The sequence below is a fragment of the Mesorhizobium sp. WSM4833 genome, from assembly GCF_055811095.1.
Window position 1 is genome coordinate 79,632 of record NZ_JBVVQG010000009.1, and the last position, 22,743, is coordinate 102,374.

A 22,743-nucleotide genomic window follows, 5' to 3' on the forward strand; every position below is an offset into this window, starting at 1 on the left:
TAACTAGGTATTGAATGGAGGACAGTTCATGCGTGCCGCCATAATGACAGTAGTCCTGGCAGTGTCGCCCTGCTGTGCGCTGGCGCAAATCGGCAATCCAGCCGGTCTTGCCCCCGATACCAGTATGGAGAAGCCTGGAGTTCCAGCACCGCACCAGACGAATTATCAGGATCGGCTTTTCGTACAGCTAATTACGGCAGGCGGCAGGGCCGAGATAGAGTTCGGGCGACTCGCGGCTGGAAAGACAAGCCACGAAGACCTCCGTGAATTTGCAAATCGGATGGTCGATGATCACAACAAGGCCAATGAGCAGCTGAAATCCGTGGCCGATAAAAGCAAGATTCCACTTCCCGAAGGGCTCGATCCAGATCACAAGAAAATCCGTTCCGATCTCGAAAAGCTCGACGGCGCCGCGTTTGAGCTGGCGTACCTGAGGGCGCAGATCGTCGATCACCAAAGGACGGCGCAGCTCCTGGCTTGGGAGATAGGCTCGGGCGAGGATGCAGCGCTTCAGCGCTTCGCCTCCGAAAAGCTGCCGACGGTGCTTGAACATCTTGACCTGGCCCGCACGTTGCACGCGAAGCTGGCAGGCCAAGCCCTGTTCGCGCCGGATACGCAAAAGGCCAAATGAAGCGGCGGTCATGTGGCACCTGAAAGTTCAGCTGCCTTCCGTGAATGTCAGCGCACGCGCTTCTGTTCGTCTGATTGAGAAAGTGACGCCATGGCGGAACTTCGGATCGCCGCCGCGCTTAATCCGGTGGAGGAGTTATCCGATGAACGCGACCAAAGAGTTTTTTGAAAGCTGGCTGCAGGAGAATGTCGGCACTCTTGCCGGCCAAGAGGAAGTGAGCTTCGCCGTGCTGGCTCAGCAATTCGAGCAGGATGCCGAAGCGGCCGGTTATGGTCGCGAGGTGCGTGAGGACGAGCTCGGAAACATTGAAGATGCGATCGAGCAAGCGCTCAAGAAAGCGCGAACTGGCGTGCATGGTGACGCCGCTGGCGAACCCAGCGATGTGGCAGCCCTCATGGATGCGCTGGAGGTCGAAGATGCCAAAAGCGGGCCGTAGGCCATACCAGATCAGCTCTTTTCGTTTGTCGAAGTTGCCGGGGTAGCCCCATGGAGCAGTTTCGCAAGGACATGGCCGCCTTGGCAGAGCCGGCTTTCTGGGTGACGATAGGTTTGCTTCTGGTCCCTTATGCGCTTGGAACGGTGCTGCTCGTTTGGACCTGCGGCTGCCTGTAAGGTGCTACTGACACACCCCGGTGGTGGTTCAACGGCCCTAACGCCATACAATACCCAGCTAATGCGCTCGCGGGGGGATCCTGCGCTGCAGCAATGTCCGAACGATCTCGTCGCCAGGAAGTTCATCGTCGACACCAAGCTCCTTTGCTGCCGGTAATCGCACCGCCGCGGCTGACAGCTTTTGGGAGAGGGCCGCCGTGTGCAGGCGCCGACGCTATCTGCGCTCTCAAAGTTCCAGCTACGGCCCCCTGTCACGGTTCCCCGATCACGCGCCTGAAGCGCGTTTCCTTGCCTCGAAAATAGCCCAGCAGCTTGCGCGTTGCCTTGGAACACTTGTGTCATATCGAAGTTCGGCCCGCATAGGAGAACCGAGATGGCCATCCCACAAGCGGACAACGACAACCACCTGCGCATGAAGCCGGCTCATCGAGGCAAAATCTCGCCCAAGGGGGCGATACACCAGGTTAGAGCACGACCCAGGTACAAAATGGCTCTGCGGGCGACAAGAATTAAGGCGAGGCGCTGAGATGCCGCGGACCAATAATGACGCTCGCAACGAGAAGACCACATCAGCTGCAGCAATCATTGTCGACAAGGAACGTGCTGAGCGCGCCGCCAAGACGGCGCGGTTGAAGGAAGCGCGCCTCGCACAGGCCATCACGCCGTCTCCCATAGAACGCAAGCAGCGTGTCACCAAAAAGGTTCGCAGGATTTTTGTTGCTGGCTAGGAGGTGTCCGTGACGCGCAATCATGACAAGGAAAGATACGACCGCGCCAAACGCATCAGCCAAGAGACGCTGGACGCTGAACGCGCACAACGCGCCGAGAAGACGGCGCGGCTGAGACAAGCAAGGCTTGCACAGCGTCCGGTGGAGTCGTCGCCGGCGCAGCCGCAAACTCGCCGCAAACCCATCCAGGCTCTCAAAAAGAGAAGCCGTAAGGTGATCGAAGTCTTTTAGGCTCTCCACATCCGTGCGGAACACTGGGAGAGTCCAGCGGCGAGCGCGGCTGGGAGGGAGGGCTTCCGCGACCTGATCCAGCAAGGCTGCGAAATACCTGGCGAGCAATCGCGGGGACTTTGGATCTCCGCCTCCTCGCCATTATCAGAGCTGGGAGCGAAACCTGCTCGCAAAGTAGTCGGTGACCTTTTCGCTTAGCGGACGCGCTTGCCATTCTTCCAGACTGACCTGCCTTGATCGCTTCAGGTCCTCGTTGAAAACGTCTATTTGCGTCCGCCCGAATTCCAAGCCGTAGACGTTCAGACTGGCCTCATCGTTGAGGCGCAAGGATCGCTCATCCAGATTAGCCGAGCCAAAGCTCACCCAGACATCGTCGACGATCAAAAGCTTGGGATGGTACATTGTGGGTTGAAACTCAAAGATGCGCACACCGGCCTTGAGCAATTCGCCCCAGAAAAAGCGCGAGCCCTTTCGCACCACAGGCACATCCGTGAGCCAATTGGGAACGATGACATCGACCGAGACGCCTCGCTTCCTTGCATCAAGAATCTGCTGCAGCGCGATGTCGTCCGGCACGAAGTAGGCCATGCCGATGCGCAGATGATCCTTGGCCGCGGCTATTGCCGCCAACATCATCAGCTCCATGTTCTCCGAGCCGTTTGGCTGCGAAGAAAGTATCAACTGCGCATCGAGACCGCCAGCGGCCGCAACTGCAGGGTAGAACTTCCCGCCCTGCAATGTCTCGCCGGTCGTCTCAAGCCAGTTTTCGGCGAACGCCGCCTGGAATGCGGACACGGCTGGTCCTTCGATCCGGTAATGGGTGTCGCGCCATTCATTTGAGTTGCGTGCGTTCCCGCGCCAATCATCGGCAATGCCGACCCCGCCAGTGAAAGCGATCCGGCCATCAACGATCAGCAGCTTGCGATGAGTTCGGTTGTTTACACGGTCCAACGTATACCAGCGTAGCGGCCGATAGCGTTCGAACCGCACACCTGCCGTCGTCATGATGCGGATCAGGTCCTCGTCGAAGGGAAGGCTGCCAACCCAGTCGACGTTCACGCGGACTTCCACGCCTTCGCGGGCCTTCGTCGCCAATGCGATCGCGAACTCGTAGCCGATGGCTCCTGACCAATAAATATACGTTTCCATGTTGACGCTGGATCGAGCCGCCCCGATTGCTTGCAGCATTGAGGGAAATATTTCGTCTCCGTTGACGAGAGTTTGGACCGCGTTGGAACCGAACATCTGCCCTTGCGAATAGCTGCTCATCGTCTTGGAAAATTGGGGATCCGTAGCGTCGAACCGGTGGGGGACGATAGATCGTAGAACGCGCGGCTGCGGAGTGAGGTTTATGATCAACACCGTGAGCAGGCTGCCGATGGCGGCAATGGCCAGATAGATGAGCACCTTTCGCCAAGGCGCAATGCGGGAGGTCTTCTTGCGGGCGCCTGACGCAACGGGACCGAAAGGCTGCACGTCAATCGCCCTGTTGCTGGCGATGGCGATGTTTTTCGATCTCCTCGGGCTCTTCATCGTCGATCCGGGTGATGTTTGAAGCCGCGTGATCTGACCGCAGGATCTCGTCCAGCTTGGCATGGATCGCTTGAGTGTCGCGGTGCTCCGCACGCTGGATGAACAGCGTCATCGCCCAGGTGAACAATGTTGCGGCTCCATGCCAATCCAAGCTCTGTCGCTCGAAAATCATCCAAAGAATTGCGTAGGCCAACAAGACCAGGAACGCAGCGGGACGGGAAGTCAGTGTGCCGATTGAGGTAAGGGCGCTGGTGATCGGATGATTTGCCATTCCAGAGAACTCGCGGCAGTCCCCCTGGTTCCGGCGAGACATCATACCGCCCCGCCGTGCCTGCAGTGGATTTGGGTCGGCCGCTTGAGTACATCGCCTCTGGCCGATCGTTACTTTCGATCGAGCACCTTTCGGACCTTCTCGGCCAGCTCGTCGATCGTGTAGGGTTTGGTCAAAAGCTCCGTTCCAAAATCGAGCGTGCCATTGTGAACAATCGCGTTTCGCGTGTAGCCGGTGGTGTAGAGCACCTTTAGTGACGGGTGCGATGTCCTGACCTTGTCCACCAGTTCGCGGCCTGACATTTCCGGCATGACCACATCGGTGAACAGAAGCGAAGGCACATGCCCGCTCTCCACGGCGGCAAGTGCATCTCGTGGCCCCGACATTTCCAGGACGGAATAGCCCAGTTCTCGCAGCGCTTCTGCGGCCATCAGGCGTACACGATCTTCATCCTCGACGATCATGATGACCTCGTCTGAATGTCCCGGATGCTCGCCCGCCAAGGCGGCGGCCGGGCTGTCGGGAATGCCGCCATGCGACCGCGGTAGATAGATCTTCAAGGTGGTTCCGACACCGAGTTCGGAATAGATCTTGACGCTGCCGCCGGACTGACGAACAAACCCATACACTTGGCTAAGTCCCAATCCGGTACCCTTGCCGACTCCCTTTGTGGTGAAGAACGGATCGAAGGCTCTTGCCAGCACGTCCGCAGTCATGCCCGTTCCGGAATCGGTGACCGCTATCATCACATACTGGCCCGAGGAGATCGCGTTTTCTCTCGCATACCGATCGTCAATATGGGCGTTAGACGTTTCAATCGTGAGCTTTCCGCCGCCGGGCATGGCATCGCGTGCGTTGACGCAAAGGTTGAGCAATGCGCTTTCCAATTGCCCTGCATCGGCCTCCACATGCCACAGCCCAGCGGCGAGCACCGTCTCGATTGCTATGGTCTCTCCAAGCGTTCGGCTCAGCAGTTCGCTCATGCCGGAGACGAGTCGATTAGGATTCAGGCGCGTCGGTGCCAAGGGCTGCTGGCGAGAGAAGGCAAGCAGCCGCTTGGTAAGTTCCGCAGCGCGTTGTGCCCCATCGATTGCACCGGTGACGAAGTGGTTCACGTTCGTGTCGCCGTTTCTGAGCTTGCGCTGCACGAGATTCAAACCGCCAATGATGACAGCCAGCATATTGTTGAAGTCGTGGGCGATGCCACCGGTAAGCTGTCCCACGGCCTCCATCTTCTGCGCCTGGCGCAGGTGCTCTTCTGCTCGGACGCGTTCGGCAACTTCCTCAGCCACACGCTGCTCAAGAGTGGCGTTGAGCGTCTGCAGCGCTTTGAACAGTCGGGAGTTGTCGATTGCCGTGGCGGCATGACCGGCCAGCCCCAGCAAGGCTGTCTCATGCTCTGCGGCAAAGACACCGCAACCGGAATGTCCGAAGAACAGCCCACCCAGCACTTCGCCCGATCGCGAAATGACCGGCACGGCAAGATAGGATCGCACGGGAAGATGGCCTTCCGGCATTCCCTTCCTCGGCGAATTTTTTCCATAGCGCACATCCATGAGGATATCATCGGAACGCACCACGCCCGTCCCGCGAAAAGTAGGCTCGAACACGGCCGTGTTGCGTGGCATGGGAAAATTTTCGAAAGCGGAGCGTGGCGCTCCCGACAGGGCGTAGAGCACATAGCTGTCCCCCGTGTCATCGAGGACATTGTAGAAAAAAGCTCCGAATTGCGCGCCTGACAGCGCGACGCCAGCGTCGGTGACAATCTGGACAATGCGCTCCACGTCCAGCTCGGCTGCCACGGCGGCGGCAGTCGCATTCATCATCTGAAGCTGGTTCTCCACCCGCTTTCGCGCGGTAATATCCATGACGGTGCCGATGAAACGCACCGCGCGTCCGGACCGGAAAAGAGATTCGCCCGTTGCAGCTATCCAACGCTCCTTTCCGTCGCGCAGCCCGATCGTCCGATATTCGATGTCGTAGCGGGAAGACTCGCCCGGCGCGAGCGCCCGGCGTACGGCCTCATCCGCCCGTTCACGGTCTTCTGGATGGAGACCGGCCAGGAACGCGCTCTCATATGTCACCTCCGCCTCAGGTGGCAGACCGAAGAGAGCTTTGCATCGGTCGTCCCAACGCAGCACCCTTGTGATGGGATCATAGTCCCACGTTCCGATAGCGGCTGCATCGGTCGCTAGCCTTAGCCGCTCCTCGCTCGCTCGGGCAGCCTGTTCCGAGCGGACGCGCTCGATGTGAGCCCATGACCGCTCTGTCACCTCCGCCAGCAAGGACAGTTCGCGCTGCGACCAGACGCGGCGCTGCGTGTCGTGAACGGCCATTAGCGCAGCCAGCCGGCCTTGCTTGACCAAGGGCATGCAGATCGTTGCCGTTATGCCGATATCCTGAAAGGTCTTTGCTTCCTCGGGCGCAATTTCCTCGAGATTGTCGTTGATGACGAGCGGCCGATTGGCGGTCAGATTGCCAACAGCGAGGCGACCGAAATCGGCAAGACTGTAGTATCCCCTGATGCTAGGCGAGCCAGGAGCGCTCCAGTCGCCGCGAATGGTGAAGTGGTCCTGGTCCGGCTCCATGTCAGCGTAGGCGCAAATCGAAACGCCTAGATGTTCGCCAAGTAGACGGGTGGTGACCTCCATGACAGCGTCGGCATCTGTCGCCGGGGATATCTCTCTGCCGAGGCGATCCAGAAAGGCCAGGCGCTCGGCATTTTCACGCAGGGCCTTCTCCGCACGAAGCCGTTCAATTGCGGTGCGCGTCCGGTCAGCCACTTCCGAAACCAGAGCAACCTCGGCCGGCGTCCAGTGTCTTGGCTCGGAGTGATTGAGGTACAATAACGCAACCAACCCGCCGCGCTCCGTAACCGGCATGTTGATGACGGATTGGGCGCTGATTGCTTTGAGAGCCTCGGCATGGTCGTGGGTTCGCGGGTCTGTCTCGGCATTCTCGAAGACGACCGTCTCGCCTCGTTTCAAATCATCGACATAGGAGCCGTAGTCCCTGAAGTTCAGAGTTCCGGCCAGACTTCGGATTCCCGGCGCGTTCCAGTCTCTGTCGATGACTATCGTTTCTTTCTCGAGATCGATCGTGCCATATCCGGCTCGACTGATGCCAAAATGCTTCCCAAGCAATTCCGCTGCCGCAAATGCCAGTTCGGCAGGATCATCGATCTCCCGAATCCTGTCACCCAACCCCGCCAGAAGCTGGAAGCGCTGCACTTCAGACGAACGTTCGCGTGACGGGACTCCCATTTCGCCCCCGGTTGGTCGGACTAGATAATGCCGTCAGTCGCGAAGAGTTCCAGGCGCCGGACAACAGGTCGGGGCTAGGCCGCCGACGCATTGCGAAGAAACTTGCGTCACGACAGCCAAGGACAACTCCATATGCGCCCTCAACGGGCGAACGACGCGCCGTGCATCATAGTTTAATGACACCTGCTGGGCTGTGCCGCATAAAGCCATTGTCAGCGGCTGTGTAACGGGCGCCGCTGCTTGGGAGCAATCCCACTGTAGCCGAATAGGAGCGCCTGATGCTTAGCCGACCAACCCGCACGAATACGGAAGCTCTCTACCCCAGTGACCTGAACATCCTTCGCGACGCGTTCGACGCGCTGTGCCAGGAATTTGCTATCTTGCCCGACACGGCGGCGGCCAACGCCGTAGCGAGAGAGCTGATCAGGTTGTTTGAAACAGGAATGACGGAAGCGGCCACACTGATGATCGCCGTGCGCGCACGTTGGCAAGGCGACTGGGAGATGGGAGGCAGCAATGCTGCCTGAGGTTTGATGATCAAGCGCAATCAACCCGCTGCATCCTTTTCGACACCGCCGCGTTGAGCGTCAAACCTGCCAGAAATGTCCGATGCGCTGGCACAATGACTGGAGCGACCGATGCCGAAATTCCGCTTCGAGTTTATCGAAGGCATGGCCCAGCCTGCAATCTTTGCCGATATGGCTGATCGAGATGAGGCTGTCAGAGAGGCGAAGCGTGCAGCCAAGGAGGCCATGCTCGACGGAATTATCGATGGCGTGGACCCGACCAGTTGGGTGACGAAGGTTTACGACGAAGCAGGCTATCTCGTCGCCACTCTCGGATTCCAGGATCTGGTCGCCGCGCCCAGGGATACGGAAGAGTTCAAGGAAACAGAGGAGCCAGGCGTCTTGCGATCGGGTTGAAGCCGGTTTCTCCGCTGTCGCCCTCGAGCCAGATGTTGCGGCCGCCGGGCAGATCACGCCGTGAACCCGAAAAAGACCGTTTCTGGCTGGTGCGGACAGCCTTTTTGTTTAATCTCCGAAAGACGCGCAGAGGCTGCAACACGGCTTCAGCCCACCTCGACGCTCTCGAGACGGGCGCGCGGGAGTTGAGATGCGATGCATAGAGACGCCTTCACCCCATCAGAACTTGCCCTGCTCAGTCGCGTCTTCGCACGCAGCAAAATCAAAAACGAAACCGCAACCGAGAAGGAGCGGCGCGCATCACGTATTCTGGCTTACTACCAGGCTGGGGTCACGGATGAGGATGAGCTAGAACTGCTTTCTCGCCAACCGCTCGGAAGGTGACGATTAGTCTTCCTTCTTCAGAGCTTCCGCCTCGTCTTTGAGCTTCGGCCAATCGGCGCCATGCCTGCGAAGCAGCGTTCGTGCCTGCTTGGGGTCAATTTCCGTGAGCTCGACCAGATGTTCGACCTCAAGGTCCTGGCCTTTCGCAACCCGGCTTGCCTCGTTCGCTTTTCGTTGCATCTCGACGACCCTCTGCTGAGACAACATGAACGAGCGCTGAGAGTGCGCGTTCCAGAACTTCATACAAAAATCGCGACATCGATTAAATCAGTCGGATTGCGCCACTGAGGCGGGCATGCCCTTCTGCTGCGGCTTTCCGATTTGTCCAATGTGGAGAACCCGAGCTGGTCGCAAATGGCGGCGGCATCTTCGTGCGTCAGTCCGGCCACGCGGCATTCGGTTTCGTCGCCGCTCCGTTTGGTGTGCCGGCGTTCGGCAGCATTCTGTCGCAGCAAGTCCTATCGCACGTTATCTCATCAGCTTGATCTGAAGCGAGATGCTCAGCCTCAGAATCCTGTCGCCATTTTCGTTCCGCACTTCAACAAATACTTGCTGCCCGTCCACCTCGGTCAGTGCATCTCTCGTAAGGTCGATAAGGCCTTCGAAGCCTACGCGGCGCACCTCCTCCAGACCGGCACATTCGATGCCGATTTCGTCCTGGATGACCACATCGTGATCGCCACTATCAAAGAAAAATCGTGCCATCCGAAAGCTTCCGTCACCACTAAGCTGCGGGGTTCCTTTGGTGCAGGTAGGTCGTTTCGAAATCACCTGCACGAGTGAGGCCGGGCCAATCAAGAGCCTGCACCCTTGGGCCTGTGGTGGCGATGAGGCCTCTACGTCGAAGTTCCTGAAGCATTCGGTTGACGTGGACTGTAGACAAGCCCAATGCATCGCCAAGTGCTGCCTGGGTAATGGGAAGATCCGCGACGTGATCCTGGATGCGTCCAACCGAGCGCAAGCGAAAGATCAGTTCGCACAAGATGTGAGCCATGCGCGTATAGGCCTCTCGTCGTCCCACATTCGTTACCCATTCCCTGTAAATCGCTGCATCGATCAGCGTCGAGCGCCAAAAAGCCGTCGCGATTCGGGGATGCTGTTCGCAAATGGCTCGAAGAGCGTCATGTCGCATGAAGCCCAGTCTGGCTGCTGTCAGGGTCGTGAAATTGCAATCCATGACCGACAGATGCAGTCCATGCAGATCGGGAATGTCCCCAGCCACAAAGAAGGATGTAATCTGCCGTTTGCCATCGCCGGTAAGTTTGGTGGAACCGAGCAGGCCATCCAAAACCACGAACGAATTGACAGGGCGGTCACCCTCACGCACCAGGTCGTAATTGGCAAGAAAATCCTTCTCCTGAATTTGGATGTCTTTCAAAACATCAATATCGCCCTCTCGGAGATCCGAGATGCTCTGGAGCTTGCGGATAAGTACATCCGAGGATGAAGTGGGTGACAAAGTGGCTACCTAGCTGATGTTGGTTATCGAACTTGCATCCGCGTCAAAAGTTCCGGATAGCCGTAACGAGGCGCCGGACTGCTGGTCGGGAACTGGGAATTCAGGATGCCGAGGCAGGTCCTTGGCCGGGACTTCATTGCACGGGGCACAGGAGTGCTGCACACCCATAATCGAGCCCCTCGAGCAGCGCATTAACCTATGACATAGGCTGCGCTCGCAATGGTCGCTGCGACATCACATGAGGTGGTTGATCCGCCAAGGCCTGACGCTGCAACCTCACCTATGAGGGCCAGATGGCTCCGGCCAGGCATCAGGCAAAAGGCGTCTCACCTGAAGCGAGAAATCCGGCCTTGCAAATGGGCATCTCAACGAGCCCGCTTGAGGTGCGGCCGCGCGATGTCGCTACACGGTTGACGAGCGGCTATCTATTGGGGTCACTCATGGTTCATCAGGCGTCTCCAAAATCCGGCCTGGTGGGGAATGGAACTTTCTGCCGATCAGTGGGCTTTCGGATATGTCCTTCGGAAACGATGTGGAGAAATTGATGCGGAACCTTATACTGGCCTTCGCAGCACTTGCCCTACCCGCGTGCCAATCGGCTCCTGAACCGCTGCAATCCGCCGCTATCGAACCTGCTGCCATTCCCTCCCAATCCGCCTTGGATCCTGCCGTTGTTCCCCCCGGCCCGGCAATAATGGATCAATCCGTGGCAATCATTCCTCCTTCAAAGGGCGTTCCAACAAAGTACGCCGCTTTTTCGGGCAATTGGGTCGGGCGATTGGAAGGCACATATGAAGGTAAACTGTCTGTTCAATCTGTTTCTTCAAACGGAAAGGTGACCGTAACCTACGCATGGGGAATTCTGAGCGATGACAATCCGGGTGAGGCCGCGGGCGAAGGAAAAATTGTAGGGAATACGTTGAAGCTGGGGCGCCTCCCGAATGGCGCGGACGTCAGTTTTAGGATGATGCCCGACGGCACGCTGTCCGCAACCCATACGCTCGCCGGCCAGACCTATACGGGCATGTTCATCAGGCAGTGATCAAAGAAGATACGGCCGCGTTCCCGCGGTTTTTGATCGGAGCGATCCCGCGCCCTTGGACCATCTCCCATAGCGGCCCCTGAAATACCAGTCCCTGGCGTCAAAGTCGCTACGTTCGAGGACCGTGGCGGCCCCGGACCGAAGCATTTCCTCAATGGGGGTCAGGAGACCCGCCTGACCACCCACGTCCCAAAACACACCACCGATGCCAATCCCCATTAATTCTGAGGGGCTGCGGGGCGTTTCGGCGCGGCTTGCATGGGTTTCGCGCAGGTTCTGTTGGGACCGGTTTGCGTACGTTATCGAAGGTGTGTGGTGTTGGATCGCCCCAGGTGGACCTGCTTTGCACCGCCTGCGACAGTCCCTAGCGAATGGCGCTATCCTCGCTGCCGCGAATCGGACGCGGGCTTTTTTCTTGTTTCGTGAAACGAAAGGTCATTCCGCAAGTTGGCTTCCCAAAGGAGGAACCCAATGAAAAAGGATGGCGATGGCCGAGTCGAAAAGGGCAATCAGCAATTGCTTGCCCGACGTCTGTCTGAAGAAGTCGGTATTTCAGAGCCGGATGCGCGCGGTCTGATCAAGCTTATCGGCACGGATTGGAATTCGCTGCTTCGTGAAGCCCGATTTCTGAAAGAGAGGCACTAGAACGCTTCTGCCGGTCACATGATCTCGACTGAAAATATTATTGCTCTCGCGGCGGTAGTTTCTGGGCTCCGCCGGCTGTGAGCGAAGAACATGCTTCCGCCCCATCGGAGGGTGTCATGACTGCTCCCGCTACCACGCGCCTTTAGAAGGCAGCGTCGACGACAAAACCCGTGTGATGTGGCTGCTCCAGCACTCCGGAGCGCACTTCGAAGAAGCCACTTTAAAGACATGCTACGGGGTAGAGGCTGTTGAGCCGCGCACCTTATGGCTGGATCATCTCATTGCCAGAACAGGACCGTCCAAGGGAACTGCTGCAGGTGGCGCCTGGTGGGATATTGTCACTGGCATCCGACGAAGGCTAGTGGGTCATACCTCGGCCGGGCCGCGCTATTGGTCCCTCCATGGCACGGCCTTCTTGGGAGAAGAGATTGACCCGTGGGTACGGGTTGGCTCACGCGCGACTGTGCCGCATAGCGTCGCAGGCGGACCGAAGCGATGGCGCGATGAAGAGGCGCAGGGCCAACCGTCGTTGATCTTCAGGCCGTAAGCCCGGCCCGACACCTCAAACGTTGAAGCCGTTCGCTCGGCATTCGACGCCGTGCGTGGTGCCCGTCAGAGGCGTGAGCCTTGACCGTGGATTCATCTGCAGTGACTGGCAAAGGTAAGATCATCCGAGCCGGCGCCGTATCCCTCCATACAGCTTGCGGCTTGCTCAACTGCGACTGATTTATGCCGATCGTCGGCGCGTTGCGATGGCACCTCGCAGGAAGGGTCTGCCCGGATAACCGGCTCCAGATCGTGGGGGAAGTTCGGCGCATGGACAGGCAGTGCTTCGGCCGAATTGTCGCCCTTTTGAGCCATCGCTGGAAGGATTTCAGCGATCTCGACCAGGATTTCCTTGAGCAGATGTCTCATCTGCGCGCCCGCCCTGCGGCCCCTTGCTATGGCGATCAAACTTGCTGACGTAGCCAATGTTCCCGCTTGAGCTGAATGGCGCGCGCTCTGCCGGCAAAGATCGAAGGAGCGGCTTGACGCGACGGGCCTCGTCCCTCTCGCCTGCATGATCGATATTGGAAAGTCGAAATTTGAACGGACTGTTGCCTGCCTTCGCCGGAGCGTTGGATGATCCGATCACGGCATGTGCCTGACCCCCGACTTGCCTCGCGCAGCTTCTTCCCTGGCTGCTGTCTGCCTCTGACGGGGTCGACGGGAACAAAGGCTCGATCATCCGGTTTGGAACCATCCCGTTAAGCACAGGACGAAAGTGCAGCCTGGCGGATGAGATACGGCAGCCGGATTGCTCATGGCTGCTTCGATCTGCATTCGGCAGCCGAGACTGAGCCCAAATGCCTGCAGGAGACTTCGTATGAGCGAAGCACGACACAGCGAAGGCAATGAGGTGACTTCGATTGCGGGCACGTCGCCCTTCGCCAGTTTTTTCATGGCTGGTTTTGAGTGCTCGTCGCACCGGCGCAAGGACGGCGTCCGCCTCGATCTTATCCGTGCGACCTCGCATTATTTGCACGCCCTGGGCGACTACCGCGGTTGCGCCGAACTCGGTCTTCGTACCGTCCGCGACGGGTTGCGCTGGCACCTGATCGAAACCGCTCCTGGAAACTATGACTGGTCAAGCTGGACGCCGATGGTCGAAGCAGCGCAATCGGCAGGTGTCCAGGTCATCTGGGACATCTTCCACTACGGATGTCCAGACCACGTTGATCAAGGGTCGATGCATTTCGTCGATGCCTATGCCTCGTTCGCTGCAGAAGCTGTGAGGGTTCATCGTTCAATCGCCGGTACAGCGCCATTGTTGTGCCCGATCAACGAAATCTCGTTTTTCGCCTGGGCTGTTGAGGTTGGCTATTTCCCGCGCGTTGGCCCGAAGAAGCGGGGATGGTTCAAGAGGCACCTCGTGAGAACTGCAATAGCTGGCGTTCGCGCGATGCGCGAGGTCGATCCCGCTTGCAGATTTGTCTGGGCCGAGCCGCTTATCCACATTGCCCCTCGCGACCGGACGCGGACCGAACGGCGTCGGGCCGAAAATGCCCGTCTCGGACAGTTCGAAGCTTACGACATGCTGCTGGGCCGGGCAGAGCCTGAGTTGGGGGGCAGCGACGATGTTGTCGATGTCGTTGGCCTGAATTTCTACCCGCACAATCAGTGGTACCTCAACGGGCCGACGATTCCCATGGGGCACCACGAGTACCGTGCCCTATCCGAGATGCTGATCGAGGTCGCGCATCGATATGGCAAGTCGATGTTCATCGCCGAGACCGGCTCCGAGGGATCAGGCGGGGCGGCGTGGCTCCATTATGTCTGCGACGAGGTGCGTGCCGCAATTGACCTCGAAGCGCCGATCGAAGGTATTTGCCTATACCCGATAACCGCCTATCCGGGCTGGGACAATTCGCGGCATGCGGAGGTGGGATTGTTTTCGGTCGTCCAGGCGGACGGCAGTCGGCACGTCCGCAAGCCCATCGCGGAGGAATTGGCCCGCCAGCGAGCTTTGTTCGCGGCGAACCTGACGCGTTAATACATGAGCGGCACGAGGGATGTTGCGAGCGCCTGTCGGCGCCGCCTTGCCACGCTCGATGCTCCCAGGTACGTCCGGGTGGGCGAGCTACAGCGCCCCTTCGGCCAACGACGCCTTCCCCGCGCTCGCCCATTCCGGGACGCTCTTCTGGATGCGGGCGAAGGTTGCCAGGGCCTGCCCGACCACCTGATCCATGTTGTAGTAGCGGTAGGTTGCCAGTCGACCGACAAACCACACGTCGGGACAGGTTGCGCCAAGCGCTTCGTAGCGCTTGAAGAGCTCTTCGTTTTCGGCCCGCGGCACCGGATAGTACGGGTCCCCGATATCGGTGGGATATTCGTAGGTCAGACTGGTCCGCGCGTTCTGCTGGCCGGTCAGATGTTTGTACTCGGTGATGCGGGTGTAATCTTCCGTCTGGGGATAGTTGACGACGGCAACCGGCTGAAACTGCTCTTGGTCGAGGGTGACGTGCTCGAAGCGGAGCGAACGATAAGGAAGACGCCCCAGCTGCCAGCCGAAGTACTCGTCGATCGGGCCGGTATAGATCAGGCGGTTGAACGGTATCTCGTCACGAATTTCGCGGAAGTCGGTCTGCAGCATGATCTTGATGTTCGGATGGTCGAGCATGCGCTCGAACATCCTCGTGTATCCGCCGGCAGGCATCTTCTGGAAGCTGTCGCTGAAATATCGGTCATCGCGGTTGGTCCTGGTCGGCACTCGTGCCGTCACCGATTTGCTCAGCTGGTTCGGATCCACGCCCCATTGCTTTCTGGTGTAGCCACGGAAGAATTTTTCGTAGAGTTCGCGTCCCACGGTGCTGACGACAACATCCTCGGCCGTTCGCACGTCCTCTACCGTTTCGCGTCGCGACGCGAAGAACTCCTCCAACTGTGCAGAATTCAGTTCGAGGCCATAAAGGCGGTTTATCGTGTCCAGATTGATCGGGATGGGGAGCAGTATCCCATCCACCGCCGCCAGAACCCTATGCTCGTATGTGCGCCATTGGGTGAACTGCGAGAGGTAGTCCACGATCGACTGGCTGTTGGTGTGAAAAATATGTGGCCCATAGCGGTGGATGAGGATGCCGGCTTCATTATAGCAATCATAGGCGTTGCCGCCGACATGGCTGCGGCGATCGACCAAGAGAACGCTTTCATGACGCTGCGAGGCTATTCTTTCGGCAAGCACGCTGCCGGCAAACCCCGCGCCGACGATCAGCCAATCGAACATGGCTATGCGCTCCTGCGCAACGGGACGACCTTCTTGCGTCGGTAGGCGCCCTCAATGTGAGCTGCCATGGCCTTCCATGTTCTTTCCCACGACATGTCAGCCAGATAGGCATCGACTTGCGGCAGCAGCATCTCACGCGGTCGCAAAAGCATGGAGCGCAGCTTGCTCTCCAAGTCGTCACTGTCGGCGATTTCCACCAGTCCAGCAGCGCCGTAGCTGCGCACGACGTCAACGATTGCCGTCGAGATTACGGGCAGGCCCGCAGCCAGGAACTCTGGCGTCTTGGTTGGGCTGATGAACCGGGTCGCTTCGTTGAGTGCAAACGGCATCCACCCGGCATCCCAATGGCGCAGATAATCGGGCAGGTCGCAGTAGGCCTTGGCACCCAACCAATGCAGGTTGTCGGCCTTCGGCAGGATTGCAGGATCGATTTTGACCACGGGGCCAATCATGACGAAATGCACGTCCGGCATCGTCCGCGCCGCTAGCGCCACGAGTCCGGCGTCCAGCCGCTCGTCGATGACGCCGAAATACCCCACCCTCGGGTGAGGAATGCCGGCCTGATCGACTGGGTCCTTTCCTGGCAGCCTTGCCTTGTGAAAGTGCTTCACGTCGATGCTGCTCGGAAAGGGGTAAATAGCCTGATGCAGGCGGCGCTTGGTCTCGAACAGGCTCAGACCACCGGTGAAAACGAGATCGGCGCGGCGCAGAAGTGCCTTTTCCATCTGCGCCAGTTCGGGCGGCGCGTTCTTGAAGGCGGAGAGTTCGTCCATGCAGTCGTAGACGCATATGTCTGGGTCAAGGAACTCCGTGAAGCGGAGAGCCATCGGCGTGTAATACCAGGCGATCAGCCGGCTGTGCGGCATAGAAGCTATGATCTGCTGAACAAACCTCCGCTGCACGGCATCTGATTTCGCGGCCGACGCGCCGAGCGGCAGCACTGGTGTCACGATCAGGATGTTTGGCGATGCCTCGCTCGTCCGCATCTGCGGCTGTGGCAGTTCTTCGAAAACAGGCTCCTCAAAGTAGACCACTCTCTGCTGCTCTGATGCGAGGGTGAGGATATGCTGCGGCCGTTGATGAACGAAATTCCATCGCAAGTGGGAGAAGCAAACCAGTAGATTTTCCCTGCCAGTGTGTTTACTGGCGGATACCCTGCCCAAGGCTGCTTCCATTGAGATGTTCCTTCCCGTAATCTTTAGTTTATGTTACGACTAACATTTGTTAAGCGCGGATCGAGGAGAAATAGACTTCGATGCCAGGTCCTAACTTTCCAGCGCGTGAGTTGTTCCAAGGTGAAGTGAAGAGCTCTCGGTCACCGCTCGGATGACGAATGCGACCATATTTCCGCGAAGCTGAGAACGCCCGCCGCGCATCGCCGGGCTTTGAAAGCGTGAGCGACGGGGGAATGTCGGTGGAGAACGGACCTGCCGTATTTGCGTTGAAGTCGCTGGCTATAAAATGCGCAGGACATCAAGTTGATTCGCCCGCATCGCTGGCGAGTCCGTGCCAGGCGAATTCCGGGGCTGATATGAAGATCGACTTTGCTACCAACGTTTTTCCGCTGTTTCATCCGCAAAGCGTGGATGATCTCAAGGACCCTTGCCCCGTCTTTGATGGCAGCCTGTGGCACGTCTTCGGCTCGAGCGGCACGGTGACCACCGAGACGTGGACGATACTGCACGCCACGGCGCCGGACCTTTATGGGCCGTGGACCGAGCATCAGTCGATCGAGCTTCCAATCAATGGGAGTGGTGTTGCGGCTCCGGGGGTCATCCACGAAAGCGGCGTCTTTCACATGTTCATCCAGACCGAGTTCATGAAGTCTGGCGGCCGCTGCGAGCATGCGGTTTCCAATGACGGGTTCCAGTGGGTGGTTCTTAGCCCCGCCATCCTCGCCATCCCGGACACGGAGGAAGATGGCATTTACGATCCGCATCCCGCACTTATTGGCGGCAAGCGCTACCTCGTCTATTCCGCCATGCCAAAATTCACCAGGGTGCCGCAGCCCGACATCTATCTCGCACGCAGCCAATCCGACTCATGGTTCGGTCCTTGGAAGCGGATCGGCAAGATCCTCGACCACAATGATGTGCCTCACCACAACACGAGAGAGGATCCCGACTATGAATGGGGCATTGAGGGCGCACAACTGGTCGAATTGCCGGACGGTCGCGTGCTTCTCAATGCCACTTGCTTTCTGCCCAATGGCCTTCGCGGGAACCGGCAACGCGTGTTTTTTGCCATCGCGGATAACGTTGCTGGACCTTACGTCTCGATCGGCCCGGTGCTGGAACCAGGCCAGCCGGGAGAGAACGGCCACTCGACAGTGATGATCGAAGGCAGCCAGCTTTCACTGTTTTATCAGAGCCGGGTCGCCACGACTGATCATCGGTGGCGCTACGGCTTGGCCAGATGTGACGTCGCTCTGCTTTCCAGGGTCGCGTGATCCGGTCGGCGCCACTCGCACCGACTGCATCAACGAACTGGACGGCTCGCATTGCGAATAAGCGTCCGTGGCTCGAGACATTCCCGCGGAAAGCCTGCCGGAATTAAGTGTTCCTCGCACGGAACAATGCATCAGAGCTGAGGTTCGGCTGACTTCCAACCAGGAGTCAGCCATGTATTACACCGACAAGAAATTGCAGTACCCGGTTCGTGTGGAAACGCCCAATCCAGTCTTTGCCCGTGCCTTGCAGCAGGCCATCGGCGGAGTAGAAGGCGAGATCCGCGTGGCCTTGCAGTATTTCTTCCAGGCATGGGGATGCCGCGGGCCGGCCAAATACCGCGACCTGTTGTTGAACACGGCGACCGAGGAGCTCGGCCATATCGAAATGCTGGCGACTGCGGTCGCCCTCAATCTTGAGGGTGCACCACTTTCGCTGCAGGAGGACATCTCGTCGGACACGGTCGGCGGCTCGGTCCTCAACGGGATGAACTTCCGCCATATCTTGTCGACCGGCCTGGCCGCACTGCCTGAAAACGCCAACGGCGTTCCCTTCAATGCTTCGCATGTCTATGCCAGCGGCAATCTTGCCGCGGATATGGTCGCAAACGTCACCGCGGAAGGAAGCGGCCGCGTGCTTGCGACCCGCCTGTACAACATGACCAGCGATCCCGGCATGAAGGACATGCTGTCCTTCCTTATTGCGCGCGACACCATGCACCAACAGCAGTGGCTCGCGGCAATCGAAGATATGGGCGGACTGAACGCGTCTCTGCCGGTCCCCAACTCCTTCCCGCAGGAAAAGGAGCATCAGGACGTATCCTATGCCTTCATCAATTGCTTCGTCGAAGGTGTCGAACCAGCGCAGGGACGTTGGAGCGAAGGACCGTCGATGGACGGCAAGGGCGAGTTCTCCCTGGTCGCCGGTTCGCCAATGGGCGAGGAGCCCATCCTGTCGCCGCCTCGGCCAAGTTCCGGCGCCCAGAGCGAGCAGATGATCGACAGGCGGGCAGCCGAATAGGCAAAGATAGCAATGCCGGAGGCAGCCGGCACTCGGCTGTCTCCTGCTAGCGGCTCCTGCGGAGTAGGGCGCACCCATTGGTGACTGGTGCGTGCCTGACGAAGCTCTCCATTTCCGCTTCGACATAAATGCTTCACCTAGGGAACATCGCCGGCTCCGCGAAGTTGGACAGCCACGGAGGACGTGCACATGAACAGTGTCATCTATCTTATCGGCGTTATCGTTGTCGTGCTGGCGGTCCTCTCCTTCCTCGGTCTTCACTAGGTGGCCCCATGCAGCATGAAAACGATCAGGGCGGACAGCCCACCGATTTCGACAAGGCGAAAAGCGACGTTTCCGAAAGGCTTCGCCAGGAAAATGAGCGTGCCAGCGAGTTGCTTCACGACGCGCGTGATACGGTGACCCGCAAGGCTGGCGACTATGCATCTGAAGCCAGGGAGGTCATCTCCGACAAGGCGCAGGAAGCGCAGCGCGACATCGGATCGAGCCTGGCGGCGCTGGGCGGCGCACTGCGCGCGGCCAGTGACCACCTGGCCAACAACGATGAAAGGAACGCATCGAAGTTCGCATTGGATGCTGCCGGTGGCCTGGAGCGGCTTTCATCGTCATTGAAACAGAAGCCGTTCGGCCAGGTCCTGGAGGACGTGCAGTCCTTTGGCCGGCAAAATCCCGGTGTCCTGCTTGCCGGATCGGTATTGGCCGGATTGGCTCTCGGGCGGTTCATCAAGGCCTCGCCGCCGGCGGGTCCAGAATTTCAGGATGCGCCGGGAGACCTCAAATCCCACACCGATCAGGCACAGGGTTGGTCCGCTGATCGGTCGCAGGATTCGGGCGTCGTCGGCGATGATGGGGCCATGCAGAGCACGGAGCAGGACAGATGAACACCCAGGACAACCCAAGCCTTGCCGGGCTGATCACCGACTTGGCCCAGAATGTCACCACTTTGGTGCAAACCGAGGCCAGGCTGTTTCGGGCCGAGCTTTCTGAAAAGCTTGCCAAAGCCGGAGCAGGTGCCGCGGAAGTGCTGGGCGGCGCGATCTGCTTGCTCGCCGCGCTAATGGTGTTGCTGCAGGCACTCGTTATTGCACTGACGCGGGCAGGACTTGGCGCGGGGTGGTCTTCCCTGCTGGTCGGCGTGGTCGTGGCGGCCCTCGGCATTATCCTGCTGCGGACCGGGACGGCCAGCATGGCGCCTTCGGAACTTACCCCCGACCGCACCCAGGAACAGCTCAAGCGCGACGCGAGCGTGATCAAGGAACAAGTGAGATGACTGAGAAATCCGCAGCCGAACTTGAACGCGAGGCCGAGGCAGCCCGTGCGCGGGTGATGGAGACCGCCGAATCCATTCGAGGCAGGATGACGCCGGGACAATTGCTCGATGAGTTCACCGGGCTGTTCTCGGGAGGGGAGAGTTCGGCCATGCTCGCCAACCTCAGAACGCAGGTCCGAGACAATCCTTTGCCGGTCACTATGGTGGGCGCGGGTCTGGCTTGGCTGATGTTCGGCAGTGGTACCGCAGACACCGCCCGCGGTTCGGCTGGCTACTCAATGCCCTCGGCGCCGGGACGACATGATGAACGGGAACCTGGAGGCTTGGGCAGCACGCTTTCCGATGCCGCCGCATCGCTGTCATCGGCTGCCACCAGCGTCGGCGATACCGTTTCCAGCGCTGCAAGCAGCGCCGCCGAGGGTTTGACGGGCACCACGGCCACTGCAAGATCGGTGACCGGCGACATGGCGGCGAAAGCCGCCCGCTCCGCGCAAGATCTGTTGGAGAACCAGCCCTTGGCCATAGCGGCCGCGGGTCTCGCCATCGGCGCCGCCATAGGTGCAATGCTGCCCCACACCGCAACGGAGGATGAGCAGCTAGGCGCCTATGGCGACAAGCTTCGCGATACCGCCGAAACCATGCTCGACAGGGGTCTCGACGAGGCCAAGCAGGTCGCCGCCGAAGCCTATGGAACCATCAAGCAGGAAGCTGGCCGGCAACATATGGAAGCAGACACGATCGCCGATCAGCTCGGCGAGATCGTGAAGTCCACAGCAGACAAGACCGAGCACGCCGTGCGTGAACGGATTTCCGATCCATCTCAGCGTCAAACCTAGCTTGAATGGATCAACGATAGTCGGTCTCGTCAGAAGGGCCGGCGTTGTTGTTCAGACGATGAACCGCTCAATCATTTCAGAGCGTAGAGGTAGGCCGCGATATCGCGCGCCTGCTGCTCCGAAATTCGGGTCGATGGCATGGCCGTGCGCGGATTGATTTCCCTGGCAGATCGTATCCAGCGGATCAGGTTCTCTGGATTGTTGGCCAGCCCGCCGCCGATAAAGGTGCGGTCAGCAAGACTGGCGTCGAGGCGTGGACCGACCTGCCCTTGCGCGCCCGGCACGCCCGAAATCGTATGGCAGCCGGAACAACCATTCGCAGTCATGATCGGCATGGCGCGCGCAATGTCACCTCCCGTGGCCGCCTCCGCCTCGTGGCGGATGCGCGCCGCCTGATCGGACCACCAGGTCATTCCGGCCACGCCCGCAACGAGCAGCACCAGCGCGGCGCTGGCGCCGGCAAGCAGCTTAGACAAGCTCGTAGGCATGCGCAGCCTCCCCCCTTCCGCTCGCCTTGATCCACAGCGCGGCCAGCAGCAGCGCTGCGCCGCCATAGATTAGTCCAGCGGGAACCCACATCACCAGCCCGGCAAGTTGCTGGTCTTCCAGGGGGCTCAAATTCCATAGTGCCGCACCCACCGCGTTCTGCGGGTACCAGAGCCGCGGCGAGAGCAGCAGGAGCACGCCAAGCAGGCCAGTGTGCAGCGAGGTGACGAAAAGATGCATCACTGCGGTCCCATAGGCATGCTGGCGGCCGGGACGCGGCAAGAGTACCCACCAGAACAGCAGCCCTGTTCCGAAGAAGCTCGCGTGCTGTGCATAGTGCATCACGCCGCGTTCGAGCGCGGCCTCGAACAACGCCGGAAGGTGCCAGATCCATATGGCCAGGCCGTGGGCAATGGTCGCGCTGAGCGGTCGAGTTACGAAAGACCAAACCGCATTCAGCCATCTGCCGTGCCCGGCCATTCCAAGAATGCGCCGGACCCCGGCGGGAAATCCCCACATCAAGGCCGCAGCCGGGCTGGCGGAGACCAGCAGCGGCGCCGCCACGGCCATCAGCAGTTCATGCTCGATCATATGCGCCGCAAAGATCTGCTCACCGAGTGCATGAACCGGGCTGACCAACGCGGCCGTCAACACGCCCCATCCGGCCGTGAACAGCAGAGCCTGGCGCAGCCGCAGAGTCCTGCCGCGGCTGCTGCGCCGCCAAATCCGGCCAGCTCCAACGACATATATCAGGGCAAGCACGGCAAGTGGCAGGGTGATGGGCAGCGCGAGCGTCCACCCGGCCTCGGGTGCGCCGGCGCCGTAGCAGATGGAAGTAGAGAACAGCCCGTCCAGATTCATCGCAGGCACTCATCCAGGATCAGCGCCGCGCTGCCTTGCATGAGGATCACAAGCGCAAACAGCAACGCCGACAGCATGCCGAGATTGGCGACGAAGCGCTCTGTGGCGCGCGTACGCTTCGGCTTGAATGCGGCACCGCCTCGCCGCTTCGCCCGCCACGACAGCGCCCCGCCGAGCAGCGACAACAAGACGAGCAGCAGCGCCACGGGAAGCACGACCGGCACCTGGCGATTGCATTGCCAGGGCACCAGCGCATAATTCAGCTGTGTCGAGACCGCCCACGCCAGCGGCCCTGACAGAAGACCACCCCAAGACGTTCCCAGGCGTAATGCACGCAT

26 protein-coding genes are annotated in these 22,743 nt (G+C 59.5%); 14 read left to right on the forward strand and 12 right to left on the reverse strand.

What is annotated here, in order from left to right:
- The first annotated feature begins 28 nt into the window (after nt 1-28).
- From AC0L2D_RS19535 to AC0L2D_RS19550, 4 genes are all read left to right on the forward strand, one after another.
- Nucleotides 29-631 (forward strand): DUF4142 domain-containing protein, encoded by a 603-nt coding sequence (locus AC0L2D_RS19535; RefSeq protein ID WP_082826787.1) that lies wholly within the window; start codon nt 29-31, stop codon nt 629-631.
- A 142-nt stretch (nt 632-773) separates the two neighbouring features.
- Nucleotides 774-1,067 carry a DUF768 domain-containing protein gene (locus AC0L2D_RS19540; RefSeq protein ID WP_013525111.1) on the forward strand — a complete coding sequence of 98 codons (294 nt, stop codon included), beginning with the start codon at nt 774-776 and terminating at the stop codon, nt 1,065-1,067.
- 703 nt (nt 1,068-1,770) lie between these two features.
- Entirely contained in the window at nt 1,771-1,971 is a 201-nt protein-coding gene (locus AC0L2D_RS19545; protein WP_013525113.1) for a hypothetical protein, read from the forward strand.
- Nucleotides 1,972-1,980: 9 nt separating this feature from the next.
- The gene (locus tag AC0L2D_RS19550) at nt 1,981-2,202 is read left to right on the forward strand and encodes a hypothetical protein (protein WP_013525114.1); all 222 of its coding nucleotides are present in this window, start codon (nt 1,981-1,983) and stop codon (nt 2,200-2,202) included.
- Between the two features lie 144 nt (nt 2,203-2,346).
- Here the strand turns inward: AC0L2D_RS19550 and AC0L2D_RS19555 are convergent, their stop codons facing one another.
- The 3 genes from AC0L2D_RS19555 to AC0L2D_RS19565 form a co-directional block, all read right to left on the reverse strand.
- On the reverse strand, nt 2,347-3,735 hold the full coding sequence (locus tag AC0L2D_RS19555) for a phospholipase D-like domain-containing protein (RefSeq protein WP_473541989.1): 1,389 nt from the start codon (nt 3,733-3,735) through the stop codon (nt 2,347-2,349).
- A complete protein-coding gene (locus AC0L2D_RS19560; protein WP_027036398.1) occupies nt 3,680-4,006 on the reverse strand; it encodes a low affinity iron permease family protein in 327 nt (108 codons plus the stop codon). Before AC0L2D_RS19560 ends, AC0L2D_RS19555 begins: the two co-directional genes overlap by 56 nt.
- A 110-nt stretch (nt 4,007-4,116) precedes the next feature.
- Entirely contained in the window at nt 4,117-7,269 is a 3,153-nt protein-coding gene (locus AC0L2D_RS19565; RefSeq protein WP_473541991.1) for a GAF domain-containing protein, read from the reverse strand.
- Nucleotides 7,270-7,547: 278 nt separating this feature from the next.
- On the opposite strand from AC0L2D_RS19565, the gene AC0L2D_RS19570 reads away from it, so the two are divergent.
- Nucleotides 7,548-7,796: a hypothetical protein gene (locus tag AC0L2D_RS19570; protein ID WP_013525118.1), complete on the forward strand. Its 249-nt coding sequence runs from the start codon at nt 7,548-7,550 to the stop codon at nt 7,794-7,796.
- Between the two features lie 111 nt (nt 7,797-7,907).
- The gene (locus tag AC0L2D_RS19575) at nt 7,908-8,192 is read left to right on the forward strand and encodes a DUF6894 family protein (protein WP_473541993.1); all 285 of its coding nucleotides are present in this window, start codon (nt 7,908-7,910) and stop codon (nt 8,190-8,192) included.
- 387 nt (nt 8,193-8,579) lie between these two features.
- Here AC0L2D_RS19575 and AC0L2D_RS19580 read toward each other — a convergent pair whose 3' ends face one another.
- From AC0L2D_RS19580 to AC0L2D_RS19590, 3 genes are all read right to left on the reverse strand, one after another.
- A complete protein-coding gene (locus tag AC0L2D_RS19580; RefSeq protein ID WP_032899472.1) occupies nt 8,580-8,819 on the reverse strand; it encodes a hypothetical protein in 240 nt (79 codons plus the stop codon).
- 225 nt (nt 8,820-9,044) lie between these two features.
- Complete coding sequence (locus AC0L2D_RS19585) at nt 9,045-9,281, reverse strand: DUF6894 family protein (protein ID WP_013525122.1); 237 nt, start codon at nt 9,279-9,281, stop codon at nt 9,045-9,047.
- A 19-nt stretch (nt 9,282-9,300) separates the two neighbouring features.
- Nucleotides 9,301-10,035, reverse strand: a complete 735-nt coding sequence (locus tag AC0L2D_RS19590) for a Crp/Fnr family transcriptional regulator (protein ID WP_013525123.1) — start codon at nt 10,033-10,035, stop codon at nt 9,301-9,303.
- Between the two features lie 544 nt (nt 10,036-10,579).
- Between AC0L2D_RS19590 and AC0L2D_RS19595 the strand changes: the two genes are divergently transcribed.
- A complete protein-coding gene (locus AC0L2D_RS19595; RefSeq protein WP_013525124.1) occupies nt 10,580-11,077 on the forward strand; it encodes a hypothetical protein in 498 nt (165 codons plus the stop codon).
- Between the two features lie 471 nt (nt 11,078-11,548).
- Nucleotides 11,549-11,722, forward strand: a complete 174-nt coding sequence (locus AC0L2D_RS19600) for a hypothetical protein (RefSeq protein WP_013525125.1) — start codon at nt 11,549-11,551, stop codon at nt 11,720-11,722.
- A gap of 639 nt (nt 11,723-12,361) precedes the next feature.
- On the opposite strand, the gene AC0L2D_RS19605 is transcribed toward AC0L2D_RS19600, so the two are convergent.
- On the reverse strand, nt 12,362-12,637 hold the full coding sequence (locus tag AC0L2D_RS19605) for a hypothetical protein (RefSeq protein WP_224673155.1): 276 nt from the start codon (nt 12,635-12,637) through the stop codon (nt 12,362-12,364).
- Nucleotides 12,638-13,088: 451 nt separating this feature from the next.
- Between AC0L2D_RS19605 and AC0L2D_RS19610 the strand changes: the two genes are divergently transcribed.
- Nucleotides 13,089-14,255 (forward strand): beta-glucosidase, encoded by a 1,167-nt coding sequence (locus AC0L2D_RS19610; RefSeq protein WP_473541996.1) that lies wholly within the window; start codon nt 13,089-13,091, stop codon nt 14,253-14,255.
- An 87-nt stretch (nt 14,256-14,342) separates the two neighbouring features.
- On the opposite strand, the gene glf is transcribed toward AC0L2D_RS19610, so the two are convergent.
- Together glf and AC0L2D_RS19620 are read right to left on the reverse strand one after the other, a co-directional pair.
- Nucleotides 14,343-15,485 carry a UDP-galactopyranose mutase gene (glf, locus tag AC0L2D_RS19615; RefSeq protein ID WP_024504623.1) on the reverse strand — a complete coding sequence of 381 codons (1,143 nt, stop codon included), beginning with the start codon at nt 15,483-15,485 and terminating at the stop codon, nt 14,343-14,345.
- Nucleotides 15,486-15,487: 2 nt separating this feature from the next.
- Nucleotides 15,488-16,660: a glycosyltransferase gene (locus AC0L2D_RS19620; protein WP_473541998.1), complete on the reverse strand. Its 1,173-nt coding sequence runs from the start codon at nt 16,658-16,660 to the stop codon at nt 15,488-15,490.
- Between the two features lie 158 nt (nt 16,661-16,818).
- On the opposite strand from AC0L2D_RS19620, the gene AC0L2D_RS19625 reads away from it, so the two are divergent.
- The 5 genes from AC0L2D_RS19625 to AC0L2D_RS19645 all read left to right on the forward strand — a co-directional run bounded on the left by AC0L2D_RS19625 (nt 16,819) and on the right by AC0L2D_RS19645 (nt 21,058).
- Nucleotides 16,819-17,934 carry a glycoside hydrolase family protein gene (locus AC0L2D_RS19625; protein WP_164752036.1) on the forward strand — a complete coding sequence of 372 codons (1,116 nt, stop codon included), beginning with the start codon at nt 16,819-16,821 and terminating at the stop codon, nt 17,932-17,934.
- A gap of 172 nt (nt 17,935-18,106) precedes the next feature.
- A complete protein-coding gene (locus AC0L2D_RS19630; protein WP_063170783.1) occupies nt 18,107-18,952 on the forward strand; it encodes a manganese catalase family protein in 846 nt (281 codons plus the stop codon).
- A gap of 272 nt (nt 18,953-19,224) precedes the next feature.
- Entirely contained in the window at nt 19,225-19,833 is a 609-nt protein-coding gene (locus AC0L2D_RS19635) for a DUF1206 domain-containing protein (protein ID WP_127371052.1), read from the forward strand.
- Nucleotides 19,830-20,222, forward strand: a complete 393-nt coding sequence (locus tag AC0L2D_RS19640; protein ID WP_013525134.1) for a phage holin family protein — start codon at nt 19,830-19,832, stop codon at nt 20,220-20,222. Before AC0L2D_RS19635 ends, AC0L2D_RS19640 begins: the two co-directional genes overlap by 4 nt.
- Before the next feature lie 56 nt (nt 20,223-20,278).
- The gene (locus AC0L2D_RS19645) at nt 20,279-21,058 is read left to right on the forward strand and encodes a hypothetical protein (RefSeq protein WP_473542001.1); all 780 of its coding nucleotides are present in this window, start codon (nt 20,279-20,281) and stop codon (nt 21,056-21,058) included.
- Nucleotides 21,059-21,129: 71 nt separating this feature from the next.
- On the opposite strand, the gene AC0L2D_RS19650 is transcribed toward AC0L2D_RS19645, so the two are convergent.
- From AC0L2D_RS19650 to AC0L2D_RS19660, 3 genes are read right to left on the reverse strand one after another with little or no spacing between them, the layout of a single operon-like run.
- Complete coding sequence (locus AC0L2D_RS19650) at nt 21,130-21,546, reverse strand: c-type cytochrome (RefSeq protein ID WP_027161878.1); 417 nt, start codon at nt 21,544-21,546, stop codon at nt 21,130-21,132.
- Nucleotides 21,527-22,405: a cytochrome c oxidase assembly protein gene (locus AC0L2D_RS19655; RefSeq protein WP_473542003.1), complete on the reverse strand. Its 879-nt coding sequence runs from the start codon at nt 22,403-22,405 to the stop codon at nt 21,527-21,529. The genes AC0L2D_RS19650 and AC0L2D_RS19655 overlap by 20 nt, the downstream gene beginning before the upstream one ends.
- Nucleotides 22,402-22,743 (reverse strand): hypothetical protein, encoded by a 342-nt coding sequence (locus AC0L2D_RS19660; protein WP_063170778.1) that lies wholly within the window; start codon nt 22,741-22,743, stop codon nt 22,402-22,404. Before AC0L2D_RS19660 ends, AC0L2D_RS19655 begins: the two co-directional genes overlap by 4 nt.